This is a genomic window from Bacteroides faecichinchillae JCM 17102, from assembly GCF_000614145.1.
Classification (GTDB): Bacteria; Bacteroidota; Bacteroidia; order Bacteroidales; family Bacteroidaceae; genus Bacteroides; species Bacteroides faecichinchillae.
This window is the reverse complement of record NZ_BAKK01000004.1, coordinates 57,167-71,962: the sequence shown is the minus strand read 5'-3', so window position 1 is coordinate 71,962 and position 14,796 is coordinate 57,167. Positions and strand designations below refer to the sequence as shown.

Sequence of the window (14,796 nt, the reverse complement as noted above, 5' to 3'; positions counted from 1 at the left end):
ATCAACTCTTCTTTTATAGTACATATTCCTATAATAAAGGTTATCTTTGTAGACCTAATTTTATAAGAATGGAAGTTAAACACAAACTATCCATCAATCAATGGGCACTGGAGGACCGCCCACGTGAGAAAATGATGGAAAAGGGAGCAGCTGCCTTAAGTGATGCCGAGCTACTTGCTATATTGATAGGTTCCGGAAATACTGATGAAAGTGCTGTCGAACTGATGCGCCGAATGTTGCTTTCTTGTGATAACAATCTGAACTCGCTTGCAAAGTGGGAAGTGAAGGATTATTCCCTTTTTAAGGGGATGGGACCGGCAAAGAGTGTGACCTTAATGGCAGCTCTTGAACTCGGTAAACGACGGAAATTGCAAAATATCAAAGAGCGGACTCGAATAACCTGCTCAAAAGACATTTATGCTATTTTTCAACCTATCATGTGTGACCTGGAGCAAGAAGAGTTCTGGGTTTTATTATTAAATCAGGCTACCAAAGTGATAGATAAGGTACGTATTAGCACAGGGGGCATCGACGGAACTTATGCGGACGTGCGTACTATTCTTCGGGAAGCTATTTTGCAAAGAGCTACACAAATAGCAGTTGTACATAATCATCCTTCGGGCAATTCCCGTCCAAGCCAAGCGGATAAAACCTTGACGGAATACATCCATAAGGCAGCCGATACAATGAACATTCGATTGATAGACCATGTTATTGTTTGTGAAGATAAGTTCTATAGTTTTGCTGACGAAGGACTGCTCTGAATAAATTTATTCTTATATTTGCAATGTGTTAAAAAGAAAGCCCTATGGAAAAATTTGAAATAGAAGAAAAGATCGTGGCTATGCTGAAGACTGTATATGACCCGGAGATTCCGGTAAATGTATACGATCTCGGTCTTATTTATAAAATTGATGTAACCGATGACAAAGATACTGTAATTGATATGACTCTGACTGCTCCTAATTGTCCGGCTGCTGATTTTATAATGGAAGATATCCGTCAGAAGGTGGAATCGGTGGAAGGAGTACGTTCTGCAACCATTAATTTGGTGTTTGAACCGGAATGGGATAAAGACATGATGAGTGAAGAAGCCAAATTGGAACTTGGGTTCCTCTAAATAAGTATTATCTTTGAGGAGTAATCCCTTTTGCTGATTGTAATAAGGAAGCGGCAGCTTCTAGATGTTTAGTAACTAGTAATTTGTAAAATTGATGAAGAACGTTTATTTCCTTTCCGATGCTCATCTTGGTTCGCGGGCAATAGCTCATGGACGCACCCAGGAACGACGTCTGGTGAATTTTCTTGATAGTATAAAGCATAAAGCTTCTGCTGTCTATTTATTAGGAGATATGTTCGATTTCTGGTATGAGTTCAAGTTGGTTGTTCCCAAAGGATATACCGTTTTCTTGGAAAAATCTCCGAACTTACAGATATGGGTGTGGAAGTGCACTACTTTATTGGTAATCATGATATCTGGTGTGGTGACTATTTAACCAAAGAATGTGGAGTCATTATTCATCGTGAACCATTGACTACTGAAATTCATGGGAAAGAGTTTTATCTGGCTCATGGCGATGGTCTGGGCGACCCGGATAAGAAGTTTAAAATCCTTCGCAGGATGTTCCACAGCCAAACGTTGCAAACATTATTCTCCGCTATTCATCCTCGATGGAGTGTTGAACTAGGATTGAACTGGGCAAAACATAGTCGTGAGAAACGAATCGATGGGAAAGAGCCTGAATATATGGGAGAAAATAAGGAATTCTTGGTGCTCTACACGAAAGAATATCTGAAAGGTCATCCTAATATCAATTTCTTTATTTACGGGCACCGACATATTGAATTGGATTTAATGCTAAGTGTGACTTCGCGTGTGTTGATTTTGGGAGATTGGATCAATTATTTTTCTTATGCAGTGTTCGATGGTGAGAATCTCTTCTTGGAAGAATATATAGAAGGGGAAACGCAGGTTTGATTTTTACTAATTAATATAGGATGTGCCAATTGTTTGACGGATTTTACCGCGTAACAATTGGCACATTTTTTATAATCTAACGGGACTTGGCCGTAAATTATTTCTTGGATACCATCACTTTGACTTTCACTTTATTAAAGTATAATTTGATGGTGCATATCCTTAAAAAGATTTTGTTATAAATACCTATTGAAAACGTATCTTGTTGAAGAGTTCTATTTATTATAATTTTCTTAGTCCTTTGCTCTCTGAATTATCTTTTACCTCTTTAATACTGATTGCATATCCTCCACCGTTAGCGGCACGCAAGTTCAGTTTGCTCTTACTTGTCAGGATTCCTTTTTTGATGGTGTATGCTTGTGGGTTTTCTTTCCAGTCAGCGTCTTTGGCATCTGCATAAACTGTGGCGATGTACTGTTTACCCGGAGTCAGGAAGTCGAAGACTAGTTCAGAGATATGACCGTTTTCACCCGCTGTACAACCGACATACCAATCGTCAGTATCTTTTGCTTTACGAGCGATAGTGATGTATTCTCCCGGTTCTGCTTCCAGATATTTGCTTTCATCCCAGTCCATAGCAACATCTTTTATAAATTGGAAAGCGTCCATAAAACGTTCGTAGTTTTCGGGAATATCAGCTGCCATTTGCAAAGGGCTGTACATAGTGACGTACAAAGCCAGCTGGCGAGCCAGTGTTGAACGTACCTGGGAATTATTGTCCGGGTTCATCTTGTTACAATGAGTTTCGAAAATACCGGGAGTATAATCCATCGGACCGCCAATCAATCGTGTGAAAGGTAGGATTGTAGTATGATATACTTTATTTCCTCCGAATGATTCATATTCGGTTCCACGTGCCGATTCGTTGCCGATCAGATTGGGATAAGTGCGGCAGATGCCTGTAGGACGAGTTGCTTCGTGTGCATTCACCATAATTTTGTAGTCGGCAGCTTTGGTTACTGCATATAGGTAGTGATTGTTCATCCACTGTCCGTAATGGTGTTCTCCACGAGGGATCATGTTACCGACATAACCGCTTTTTACAGAGTTGTATCCATTGTCTACCATAAACTGATAAGCTTGATCCATGTGACGTTCGTAGTTGCGGACAGATGCGGAGGTTTCGTGGTGCATCATCATCTTGATACCTTTACTTGCGGCATAACGTTGAATTTCCTGTACGTCGAAGTCAGGGTAGGGAGTAACGAAGTCGAAAACATAGTCTTTGCTGTTGCCAAACCAGTCTTCCCATCCTTCATTCCATCCTTCTACCAGTACAGCATCGAATCCATGAGTTGCTGCAAAGTCGATGTAACGTTTAACATTGGCTGTATTGGCTGAGTGTTTGCCATTCGGTTTAGTTTTTGAATAATCTGTTTCACCCAGTTTCACACTGGTCAGTTCGTCTGTATAAGCCCATGAACCTTTTCCGGTGATCATGTCCCACCATACACCGACGTATTTAACCGGTTTTACCCAGGATGTATCTTCAATCTTGCAAGGTTCATTCAGGTTTAATGTGATTCGGGAAGCGAGGATGTTGCGTGCATCATTGCTGACGATAATGGTACGCCAGGGAGTGTTGCAAGGAGTCTGCATATAACCTTTGTCTCCTTGTGCATCGGGTGTCAGCCATGATTCGAATATCATGTTCTTATCATCCAGATTCAGATGCATACAAGAGTAATCAATTAGTGCAGCTTCATGAAGATTGATGTATAGCCCATCGTCTGTTTTCATCATCAATGCAGTTTGTACGCCTGTTGGTGAGAATGGGGTTTGCGATGTGTTGGGAGTAATGGCTTGTTTCATCAAACCTCTGATTTCAGATAGGCGGGAAATAGTATAATCATACTCTTGTGTGTCATAGTCGCCCGGTATCCAATAAGCAGTATGGTCACCTGCCATTGCGAATTGAGAATGTTCTTCTTTTATCACGAAATAGTTCAGTGACTTCTGCTGCGGAAATTCATAGCGGAAACCTAATCCGTCATTGAACAAACGGAAACGTAGAAGCATGGAGCGGTCATTGGCTGGTTGATACAGGGTTACTGCTAACTCATTGTAGTGATTGCGTATTTCTTTTTCTTCACCCCAAACTGGTTGCCAAGTTTCGTCGAAAGTGGAAGCTTGGGTATCTTTCAATTCAAATCCGTTATAAAGGTTTGTCTTTGAATCGAGTGTGTTCATATCCCTACGGTCTACCCAGTCGAAGTCTGTTTTAGTCGCATTCTCTTTTTTCAGTTCCAAACCTAATTTACTTGGTTTGATAACTGTCTTTTCATTGTAAGTCAATTCGTACGTTGGGGCACCTTCTTTATCTAATTGGAAGGTCATTACCAGATTTCCATCCGGTGAAGTCAGTTTCTGTTGTGCATTCGCAATAAACGAAATACAGAGTAAGGCAATAGTTAATAAATTCTTCTTCATTTTATTTATGGTATTAAATTATCATTCAATTCTCAATAATCGTTTTCTAAGGTCCTGTAGGGCGTTTTAACCCGCTCGTTGAGTATTAATAGTCTACTTCTCTGCTGTTAATAGTCTATAAATCAGTTGTTAATAACTGACAACTCAACTATAAATGGTCTATAACTTGATTATTAGTATCCTTAAAAATAGGTTGTACCTGTTTCGAAAGATCGCTTGGTGCACTTATAAAAATTGAAGGTCGGTAATTGGGGAGCTTCACTTTTCTGGCACTTTATGTAAGGGCTATCACAAATATAGATGGTATCTTTTCTGTTAGAATTGACTAGAGAGAATATATAAGTATATATAAGAGATAATTGTTTGATATATAATGTATTATGTTTTACATTTCTCTAGTAAATATAAACTTTTGTGAACTTTTTCAGAACGAAAATACCCATATCCCCCGACTTTGAAGAGTAAGTTTTTCTCCAAGTTTTACGTTTTCATCAGTCAGTACACTGTAAGCGGAAGAAGCGGGCAGTATTTCCTTGTAATTTGCTAAATCTATTGTTTGTTCCCGATTGTTTCCATTCATGAATACAACTACCGATTTGTTTCCATATTTACGTTCATATACGTAGATTCCTTTATGAGGAGTAAAATGTTTAAGTTTGCCTTTAGCAATCACTTCATTCCCTTTTCTCCACTGAAGCAATTTCTGTAAAAAGGAGAAAGCTTCGTTCTGTTGTGGTGTACGGTCAGTCGCATTAAAACAGTTGATTGTGTCACCTTTCCAACCACCAGGGAAATCACAACGGAGGAGCCCGTCACCATTTGCTTTGTCTCCAACCATCAGGATTTCAGTTCCGTAATATATCTGAGGGATACCACGCGTTGTCAGTAAGAAAGTCAATGCCTGTTTGTATCGATCTAGATTCTTGGTAGCTTCGTCGGAACGATAGAAACGCGATGTATCGTGATTATCAAGGAAAGTAAGCAGATTCATTGGATCGGCATATACGATGTCTTGCGCCAAATAATCATAAAGGCGGCAAAGACCTCCGTTCCAGTCTGTTGTTTCTTCGTCGAAAGCACTATTCATCTGGTCCATCAATGGAAAATCCATGACGGTACGTAAGTTTGAATTTTTAGGAGCAGAAACTTTGCTGTCTTTTTGCCAATAAGAAACAAGTACATTGCTGCCTATCCAGGTTTCTCCAACAATATTGAAATCCGGATATTCATTAGTAACAGCTTTGCACCAGTTGGACATCATATCAAAATCAGCATAAGGATGTGTATCTTGACGGATGCCGTTGATACCTGCATACTCGATCCACCAGATACTACTTTGTATTAAATAGACAGCTACATGACGGTTGCGTTGGTTGAAGTCCGGCATACATTGGGTAAACCATCCATCTACGACTGTTTTCTTTGCTTCTTCTGAGGTATAAGGATCTGATGGAGTAGCTGTTTTGAAAGTAGTCTGCACATAGTTTCCTTTGAAATTGAACCAATCTTTGGATGGCATGTCTTTGAAAAGATAGTTTTCATCTCCACAATGATTGAAGATCATATCCATTACGACTTTTAAACCTTTGTCATGAGCTTTTGTCACTAGATTACAAAATCCTTCATTACTTCCGAAGCGGCGGTCTATCTGATAATAGTCAGTAATGGCATAACCATGATACGAACCTCCTTTCATGTCATTTTCCTGAACCGGATTGAGCCATATACTTGTTGCTCCTAATTCTGCAATATAGTCCAAATGGTTCTCTATTCCCTTCAGGTCACCACCATGGCGGGCATAAGGATCGTTACGATCAACTCTTGCTTCCAACATTCCGGGTATGATATCGTTGGAAGAATCACCGTTGGCAAAACGGTCTGGCATGATGAGATAAAGTACATCTCCGGAGTTGAAACCTTCTACTTCAGAAGCTTTTGATTTTCTTTCTTTTAGTTCATAAGGAATCTCAGTACTTTTTTTCCCTTCTTTCAGAGTAATAGAAAAGTTTTGTGGAGTAGCTTCCGAAAGGTCCAGATATAAAAGTAGATAATTGGGATTTTCCAATTTTACCACTTCTTGTAGAGTGATTTCTTTGGAAGAGATACTGACTTCTGCAGATGATATATTATCACCGTATAATAAGACTTGTAGTTCGGGGTTTTTCATTCCCGCCCACCAAAAAGTAGGAGCTACTTTCTTAACGATCGATGTAGCAAATGTCTGATGACAACTAAATAGTACAAGCAAGATTGCAAATAAAAAATTCCGTTTCATGGTAGTATAGATTTTAAATGTTTGCTCGGAAAAACGACATGACAAATGTAAAGGGTTGAAGAGTGGTAAATTGGGATTAGAATATAAATATAAGACTCTGATTTATTTATTATATTGATAATTATGATATTATCTGTTTGTGGAGAGCTGGAAAATATAAGTGATAATGAAAATAGTAATTCATATATATTTCATTATCATTACTATATTCATTATATTTGTGACATCTTTAAAAAGTTCTTTATGAGAAATGTGCCCTGTTATATTCTCTTTTTCTTATTAGTTTATCCGCTTTTGTCTTTTGCAGAACATACGGATAAGAAGGCAATACTTAAAAGGCTGGACGATGTCATAAGCAGAAAAGAAATATTTCAAAATTTAAAAGAAAGGAAAGTAGATAGCTTAAAGGTACAATTAGCTCATGCTACCGATCCTTTTGATAAGTATCGGTTATATGATGCTCTTTTTGATGCCTATGTTCATTATCAGGCCGATTCTGCACTCCATTATATCTATGAAAGAATGGATATCCTACCTCAATTGAACCGCCCTGAACTGGAAGATGAAATTAGGCTCGACCGGGCAACAGTCATGGGAGTGATGGGTATGTATATGGAGGCTATAGAGCAGTTGAAAAAGATTAATTCTAAGATATTGAATAAAGAAACTTTGTTATCTTATTATCAAACCTGTCGTACTTGCTATGGATGGCTTGCTGACTATACTACTAGTAAAGAAGAGAAAAAGAAATATCTGTTGAAAACGGAATTATATCGAGACTCTATTATCAGTGTGATGTCTCCGGAAACAAACAGAACCATTGTTGCTGCAGAAAAGTGTATTGTTAACGGAAGGGCTGATACAGCTTTGATTATGTTGACCGATGCGTTGAAAGAGGTCGTTAATGAACGTCAGAAAGTCTTTATTTATTATACAATGTCCGAAGCGTATCATATGAAAAAGGATACGGAAAAAGAGATTTACTATCTGATACTGACTGCTATTGCTGATTTGGAATCTTCTGTTAGGGAATATGCCTCACTGCAAAAGCTGGCATATTTAATGTATGAACAGGGAAATATTGATCGCGCCTATAAATATTTGAATTGTTCGATGGAAGACGCTGTTGCGTGTAATGCTCGCCTGAGGTTTATTGAAGTGACAGAGTTTTTTCCCATCATAGACAAAGCCTACAAATTGAAGGAAGAAAAAGAACGCGCAGTTTCCCGTATTATGTTGGTTAGTGTGAGTCTGCTTTCTTTATTTCTTCTTATTGCCGTTTTCTTCTTGTATCGTTGGATGAGAAAACTGTCTGCTATGCGTCGTGACCTGAGTTTGGCAAACGAACAAATGTTAGTGGTGAATAAAGAACTGGAACAGACTGGTAAAATAAAAGAAGTATATATTGCCCGTTATTTGGATAGATGTGTGAACTATCTGGATAAACTGGAAGCTTACCGTCGTTCGTTAGCAAAGTTGGCAATGGCATCCCGCGTAGAAGATTTGTTTAAAGCGATTAAGTCCGAGCAGTTTATACGGGATGAACGGAGTGAATTTTATAATGAATTCGATAAGGCATTTCTGAAGCTGTTCCCAAACTTTATTTCTTCCTTTAATAAATTATTAGTAGAAGAAGGAAGGGTATATCCCAAATCGGATGAATTATTGACCACCGAACTCCGTATTTTTGCTCTTATCCGTCTGGGAGTAGTAGATAGTAATCGAATTGCACATTTCTTGGGTTATTCTTTAGCAACTATCTACAATTATCGTAGCAGGATGCGTAATAAAGCTGTCGGAGACAAAGAGCAATTCGAACAAGATGTTATGAATTTATAAAAACATGCCAATTACTTACAGATATAAATCGTGTAGTAATTGGCATATTCATGATTGATATAATTTTTATTATTTATATCCTGCCGCTTTGGCTATTCTTTGAGGTATTTCTGTATTGTCGATTTTGTTACCGAACAAATGAGAACCAGCACCAATAACAAATACTGGAACATACCCGGCAGAATGTCCGCCGTTTGCCCAATTTATCATAGCAATATCATTTATTATCTCCTTAGCACGAGCAGCTATTGGTTCGCTTTTTGAATACATACTTTCTGCAAATACTACTTTATTCTTTACGAATGACTCTTCGAACTCATCACGCAGTTCTCTTTCTTGTTTCCATGAAATGGGTACTTCTTTCCAGAATCCCATTTCTTGACCAAGAAATTCTTTCATTTCTTCCCAAGTTACCTTATTGTTTTTTGACTTTCTCAGTTCGCTGATACGTTTTGAAAGTCCATCCGTAGACTTTTTCTGGTACTGAAGAGCTTTCAGATTCAAGTCATATCTTCCGCTTCCTAATACGATTCCACCTGTCTCGTGGTCTGCAGTAATAACAATCAGGGTTTCTTTCGGATGTTTCTTGTAAAATTCATAGGCCACTTTCACAGCTGCATCCATATCTTTTATTTCATTGAATACTGTTGCTGCATCATTACCGTGCGTAGCCCAGTCAATTTTTCCTCCTTCAACCATAAGGAAGAATCCTTTGTCTTTTCCTTTCTTCAAGAAGTCAATTGCACTTTCTGTTATTTGTGCTAATGTCAGGTCATCTTCCTCTTGATCAATAGCGTAAGGTAAACAGCCCGGATTTTTACCCTCTTCTTGTATCAGAATCATTTTTTGAGCTTTATCCGCTTTGGCTTTGTAATCATTATAACCGCGTGCTACGGTATATCCTGCTTCTTCGAAAATAGGGAAGATACTAGGCGCATCTTTCTTATCATGAGTTTTTGTCGGTTTCAGGAAGCCACCTCCTGCATAAAAATCGAAGTTAGCTTTAGGGAGATCTAAGGCTATCTCATAATACATATTTCTATTAGGCTGGTGTGCATAAAATGCAGCCGGAGTTGCATGGTCCACGCTAACGGAAGTAGCTATCCCTACTTTTTTTCCAGCTTTTTTGGCTTTCTCGGCTATAGTTTCCATCGGCTTTTTATCTTCTCCTACAGAAATAGCATTGTTATAAGTCTTTTTACCGGTGGATAGAGCTGTACCCGCAGCAGCAGAATCTGTCACCGAGTTGGTTGCAGAAAAGGTAGTAGCCATAGTCGCTACTGGAAATTGGGTGAATAACAATGGCTCAACGCCGATTCGTCCATTTTGTAATTCCGCATAATACATTTCAGTACCATTTACTTGATTGACTCCCATTCCATCCCCGATGAAATAGAATACGTATTTAGCTTGTCCGTTAGCTACAACGGAAATGAGTACGAAAAATAACGTATAGATTAGCTTTTTCATTTTGAATATTAATATTGAGTTAGTGATTGTGCAAAAATAGTGAAAAAAGAAAAATAGGATATGAATATTCTGTGAATAAAATCACTACTTCTAGGTATTTTATATACTTATTTTTGGTTTTTTTGCTGTTTTTTTTGCTTTTTATATCAGAATAAGTATCTTTATGCGCTTTTTATTGAATAAAACGTTAGATAATGCTCTATGTGTAAAAGAAATATAAACTTAAAGAGTTGAGTTTACTATTAAGGAGAAATAGAATGAAAATAAGACCATTAATTTAGAAGAGAGTTGTACATGTTGAGAGTTGTAAATTTATTGTGTGTGGTTATGTTTGTGACTGCTTCTATGTTTGCCCAAGACAATAGTGCAAAAAAGAAAGAAGATAAACAAGTACATGAGCGCACATTAATGGGGGTTGTTAAAGAAGCCTCTGGTGAACCGTTGCCGGGAGCGACGGTTTATGTAAAAGGAGCTATGCAAATTGGTGCTGCAACCGATCTGTATGGCAATTTTGTTCTGAAAAATATTCCTGCAGGTAAACAAACTATTCTGATTTCTTGTATTGGAATGGAAGGGAAGGAAATTACTTATACCGGACAAAAATCTGTACTTGTAATTCTCCAAGAGAAAGTTACAGAAGTTCAAGATGTAGTTGTGACAGGAATATACGTACGTAAGAAGAATAGTTTTACCGGTTCGGCTACTACTTATTCTAAAGATGATTTGAAGAAGATTGGAACAAAGAATCTGATTCAGAGTTTAAAAACGCTTGAACCGGCTTTAAATGTTATTGAAAATACTAGTTGGGGCTCGGACCCGAACCGTATGCCGGACATGGAAATACGTGGAAAAACCAGTATTGTGGGAGAATTGTCTTCCGACTATGATAATACTGCCAATCAACCTTTATTTATCTTGGACGGAGTAGAAGTGGATATTGATGACATAATGAAACTTCCGATTGACCGTATTGCCAGTGTTACAGTGTTGAAAGATGCTGCTTCTACTGCTATATATGGCTCTAAATCCGCTAATGGAGTTATAGTTGTAGAAACCGTACGACCTGAACCGGGACGTCTGCGTGTCTCATATTCGGGGAACTTTACTTATCAAACACCTGACTTGACGGATTATAATCTTATGAATGCTTCCGAGAAGCTGGAATTCGAACGGTTGGCAGGACGCTATACAGCAAAGACAATTTATGATAGCCAAGATGAGTTGGATGCACAATATTATAGTCGTTTGAAGGAGGTTAGACGTGGGGTGGATACTTATTGGTTATCTGAACCTTTGCGGGCTGTTTTGAATCATTCTCATAATTTATACATTGATGGCGGTGATGAGGCTATGGTGTATGGTGTGGGAGTTTCTTATAGTAATGAAGATGGTGTGATGAAAGGCTCGGATAGAGAAACGATGAGTGGTAATCTCAAATTAAGTTACCGGGCTAAATCATTGATTTTCACGAATGATTTTAATATTGATGTAACTAATTGGGATCGTGAACCTGTAGATTTCTCCTATTTTGCACAAGCGAATCCTTATTATCGTAAATATAATGATGACGGCACGGTTCCTGAGTTATTGGAATCTATGGATATTGCTAAGAATACCATTTATAATCCCCTTTATCTATATAATATTGTCAATACTAACAAGACTGCTGAAATGACGTTGAGAAATAATTTCAGTGTTGTATGGCGTTTTTGGGATGCTTTTCAATTACGTAGTAGGATAGGAGTTAATAAAAGTATTGCTAAAAATGAGATGTTCAAGTCACCCAGTCATCCTGATTTTTTGAGTGAAACTCGTAAAGGAACTTATAGTCGTGAGGATAATGATAACTTCTCTTATAACGGTGATTTTACATTGACATATGGTAAAGTATTTAAGGATGTACATTTAGTAAACCTTGTCGGTGGTTGGACCTTCAGTCAGAAACAAACACAAGAAAATGGCTTTATGGTATCAGGATTTACTAGTGATTTACACCAGAATCCACAGTTCTCGGCTGGTTTTAATCAAGGAGATAAACCAACATATCGTAATACGGTCAGTCGTTCGACCAGTTTTTATATGAATGGTAATTATTCATTTCGTAACCGATATATGCTGGATGCCAATTTGCGTTGGGATGGTTCCTCAGTATTTGGAGCACAGAAAATGTTTACAGGTACATGGGCCATTGGTTTGGGATGGAATATTAATAACGAACGTTGGTTCCGTGCCGAATGGGTTGATTTGTTGAAACTTCGTTTTTCTATCGGTAATCCGGGTAATCAGAATTTTGATGCTTATCTTTCTTCGGGTACTTATATCTATAATTCAGATTATACCAACCATTTTGGAACAAGTGCTATTATTGAAAAGTTTGCCAATAGGAATTTAGCTTGGCAGAAAACAATCGATAAGAACTTTGGTCTTGACTTTGAATTCTTTGATAGCCGCTTACGTTTATCAGGAGATTATTATCATAAAGTGACAGACCCGTTGCTGGTTTCTGTTGCGATGCCTCCTTCTGTAGGTCTTAGTAATATTTATACCAATTTTGGCGGTCAGGTATCCAAAGGATTTAATGGAAGTGTAATGTTCAATGCCATAAAACGTAGTGATATGCGTTTGAATTTGAATTTAAACTTTCGTCATGGTACAACCGAATATCGTAATATAGGTGATAAACTTGATTTTATGAATGAGAAGGGTAGTGGTAATTCATATCGTCGTTATTATGATGGAGGTAGTCCTGATGATATTTGGGCAGTCCGTTCGGCAGGAATTGACCCGGCTACCGGACGGGAGATATTTATAAAGAAAGATGGTACATATACTTTCCAATACGACGCGAATGATGAAGTAGTTGTAGGATCTACCGCCAGTAAGTTGGAGGGAGTATTCGGAGTATCCATGTATTATAAGCAATTTTCTGCCAGTATCAATTTGCGTTATGTGTTGGGAAGAAAGGTATTTGCTTCTGCTTTATATAATAAGGTGGAAAATATTACGGAAGACGGCATGTATTATAATCTGGATAAGCGTGCATTGTATGACCGCTGGAAAGAACCAGGAGATGTAGCTCGGTTTAAAGCTATTGACAACTTTGAAAGTACACCTATGTCATCCCGTTTTGTAGTGAATGATAATGTGATTAGCGGTGAATCAATTAGTCTGGGATACGAAACTGCTGCGAAATGGTTACGTAGTATTAGAGCATCAGGTGCTTCTATTCGATTGTATATGAACGATATATTCCGGCTTGCTTCTTTCAAGGAAGAGCGAGGGCTTGAGTATCCTTTTTCCAGAAGTGTGTCATTGTCAGTAGATATTAGATTCTAAAAAAGAACAGGATTATGAAACAATATGCAATTATATTTTCTTTTTTTCTTCTTTTACTTGGTACTTCGTCCTGTAAAGAATGGTTGAGGACTGATTCGGAAGACCGGATTATGGAAGATGCTTTGTTTAGTAATGAAGAAGGTTTTAATACAGCACTGAATGGGGTATATATCGGATTATTGAATACTAATCTTTACGGTCAGAAATTAACAACAAGTACTTTTGATATTCTGGCTCAGTATTATGATACCTCTAAACCGCTGAATACTCATGTCTATCGCAATTTGACAAATTTTGATTATCAGACAACGAAAGATGCAGTGAAAGATATTTGGACTCAGGCATATGCAATGATAGGAAATCTGAATACAATCTTGGAACATTGCGAGACAAACCGAGTTGTGTTGTCCGAAAAAGGTTATCATTTAATAAAAGGTGAAACTTTGGCATTGAGAGCAATGCTTCATTTTGAAATGCTCCGTATTTTCGGTCCTGTTTATAAATATGAACCTGGTAAAGAGTGTATACCTTATAGTAATGATACAGAAAAAGAGGTGAAACCCTTGCTTGCTGCTACAACGATTGCTGAATATATTTTGAATGACCTGAAAGATGCATTGGACTTGTTGACAGGATTTGATCCAGTCATAACAGAAGGCAATGTGATTAATGATAAAGGAGATAATAGGTACCGTTATAGAGGGCAGCGATTGAATTACTTTGCAGTGAAAGCTTTGATGGCGCGCGTATATCTTTATATCGATGATACCGAGAATGCAGGTATATATGCGAATCAGGTGATTGATGAGGCTGCAAAGTTCTTTCCTTTTGCAACCCGCGAGCAAGTAAATGGGCAAGCTGCTTCGGGAGCTGTGAGCCAAAGTTCTGAGAACCGTATATTTTCACCCGAAATTTTATTTGGATTGTATAACTCTAAGCGACTGACAGACACATTTGATAAGTTATTCTCTAACAAATTAGAACCGAAAAATGTCTTGAAGATGACTGATGCGGGAGCTGCTCAATTATATGATGAAGAAGGTGACCTTCGTACTTGCCAGTGGCAATCGATGCGTGATATCGAAGCAAATGACGGCCGCTTTTTTGTGAAGTACGGTGAAGTAGCGGATTTAGGTTATGAATATGCCAATCTTATGCCGATAGTGAGAATCTCAGAAATGTATTTGATTGCAGCGGAGTGTGACCGGAAGGTACAACGTCTGGATGAACTTCGTGCTGCAAGAAAGATATCTCAGTTGCATTCAACTGTAGGATTGGATGCTTATATTGAAGATGAATATGTACGAGAGTTTATAGGAGAAGGGCAGTTGTTCTGGTATTACAAACGTAAGGGAATTACTACACTTCGCCGATTGTACAATCCTAGTTTGGATGATATGGAAATTAAGATATCGAATTATCAGTTTGATTTGCCAGATGAAGAGCAGAAACGCCGGCAATAAAAAAT

General features: G+C 38.1%; 8 protein-coding genes and 1 pseudogene. 6 read left to right on the top strand and 3 right to left on the bottom strand.

The annotated features are described in order from the left end of the window. Positions 1 to 68: 68 nt before the first annotated feature. The 3 genes and pseudogenes from radC (at position 69) to JCM17102_RS25985 (ending at position 1,978) form a co-directional block, all read left to right on the top strand. Positions 69 to 764, top strand: coding sequence for a RadC family protein (radC, locus tag JCM17102_RS03185; protein ID WP_025073956.1), 696 nt, complete (start codon positions 69 to 71; stop codon positions 762 to 764). A 44-nt stretch (positions 765 to 808) separates the two neighbouring features. Then, entirely contained in the window at positions 809 to 1,120 is a 312-nt protein-coding gene (locus JCM17102_RS03180; protein ID WP_025073955.1) for an iron-sulfur cluster assembly protein, read from the top strand. A gap of 94 nt (positions 1,121 to 1,214) precedes the next feature. Then, positions 1,215 to 1,978 (top strand): annotated as a pseudogene (locus tag JCM17102_RS25985) (UDP-2,3-diacylglucosamine diphosphatase). 222 nt (positions 1,979 to 2,200) lie between these two features. Here JCM17102_RS25985 and JCM17102_RS03170 read toward each other — a convergent pair. Continuing rightward, entirely contained in the window at positions 2,201 to 4,408 is a 2,208-nt protein-coding gene (locus tag JCM17102_RS03170; protein ID WP_025073954.1) for a glycoside hydrolase family 97 protein, read from the bottom strand. A 424-nt stretch (positions 4,409 to 4,832) separates the two neighbouring features. Continuing rightward, complete coding sequence (locus JCM17102_RS03165) at positions 4,833 to 6,683, bottom strand: glycoside hydrolase family 13 protein (RefSeq protein ID WP_025073953.1); 1,851 nt, start codon at positions 6,681 to 6,683, stop codon at positions 4,833 to 4,835. A gap of 243 nt (positions 6,684 to 6,926) precedes the next feature. Between JCM17102_RS03165 and susR the strand changes: the two genes are divergently transcribed. Then, positions 6,927 to 8,522 (top strand): SusR family glycan utilization regulator, encoded by a 1,596-nt coding sequence (gene susR / locus JCM17102_RS03160; protein ID WP_025073952.1) that lies wholly within the window; start codon positions 6,927 to 6,929, stop codon positions 8,520 to 8,522. A gap of 69 nt (positions 8,523 to 8,591) precedes the next feature. Here susR and JCM17102_RS03155 read toward each other — a convergent pair whose 3' ends face one another. Beyond that, complete coding sequence (locus JCM17102_RS03155) at positions 8,592 to 9,992, bottom strand: alkaline phosphatase (RefSeq protein WP_025073951.1); 1,401 nt, start codon at positions 9,990 to 9,992, stop codon at positions 8,592 to 8,594. 294 nt (positions 9,993 to 10,286) lie between these two features. On the opposite strand from JCM17102_RS03155, the gene JCM17102_RS03150 reads away from it, so the two are divergent. Together JCM17102_RS03150 and JCM17102_RS03145 are read left to right on the top strand one after the other, a co-directional pair. Beyond that, positions 10,287 to 13,328, top strand: coding sequence for a SusC/RagA family TonB-linked outer membrane protein (locus JCM17102_RS03150; RefSeq protein WP_245798451.1), 3,042 nt, complete (start codon positions 10,287 to 10,289; stop codon positions 13,326 to 13,328). Between the two features lie 14 nt (positions 13,329 to 13,342). Beyond that, a complete protein-coding gene (locus JCM17102_RS03145) occupies positions 13,343 to 14,791 on the top strand; it encodes a RagB/SusD family nutrient uptake outer membrane protein (RefSeq protein WP_025073949.1) in 1,449 nt (482 codons plus the stop codon). Positions 14,792 to 14,796: the final 5 nt, after the last annotated feature.

Bases quoted from the DNA above. Each gene is read 5' to 3' on its own strand.
- JCM17102_RS03170 (WP_025073954.1), bottom strand. From the start codon at position 4,408: ATGAAGAAGAATTTATTAACTATTGCCTTACTCTGTATTTCGTTTATT.
- JCM17102_RS03155 (WP_025073951.1), bottom strand. From the start codon at position 9,992: ATGAAAAAGCTAATCTATACGTTATTTTTCGTACTCATTTCCGTTGTA.
- JCM17102_RS03180 (WP_025073955.1), top strand. From the start codon at position 809: ATGGAAAAATTTGAAATAGAAGAAAAGATCGTGGCTATGCTGAAGACT.
- radC (WP_025073956.1), top strand. From the start codon at position 69: ATGGAAGTTAAACACAAACTATCCATCAATCAATGGGCACTGGAGGAC.
- susR (WP_025073952.1), top strand. From the start codon at position 6,927: ATGAGAAATGTGCCCTGTTATATTCTCTTTTTCTTATTAGTTTATCCG.
- JCM17102_RS03145 (WP_025073949.1), top strand. From the start codon at position 13,343: ATGAAACAATATGCAATTATATTTTCTTTTTTTCTTCTTTTACTTGGT.
- JCM17102_RS03165 (WP_025073953.1), bottom strand. From the start codon at position 6,683: ATGAAACGGAATTTTTTATTTGCAATCTTGCTTGTACTATTTAGTTGT.
- JCM17102_RS03150 (WP_245798451.1), top strand. From the start codon at position 10,287: ATGTTGAGAGTTGTAAATTTATTGTGTGTGGTTATGTTTGTGACTGCT.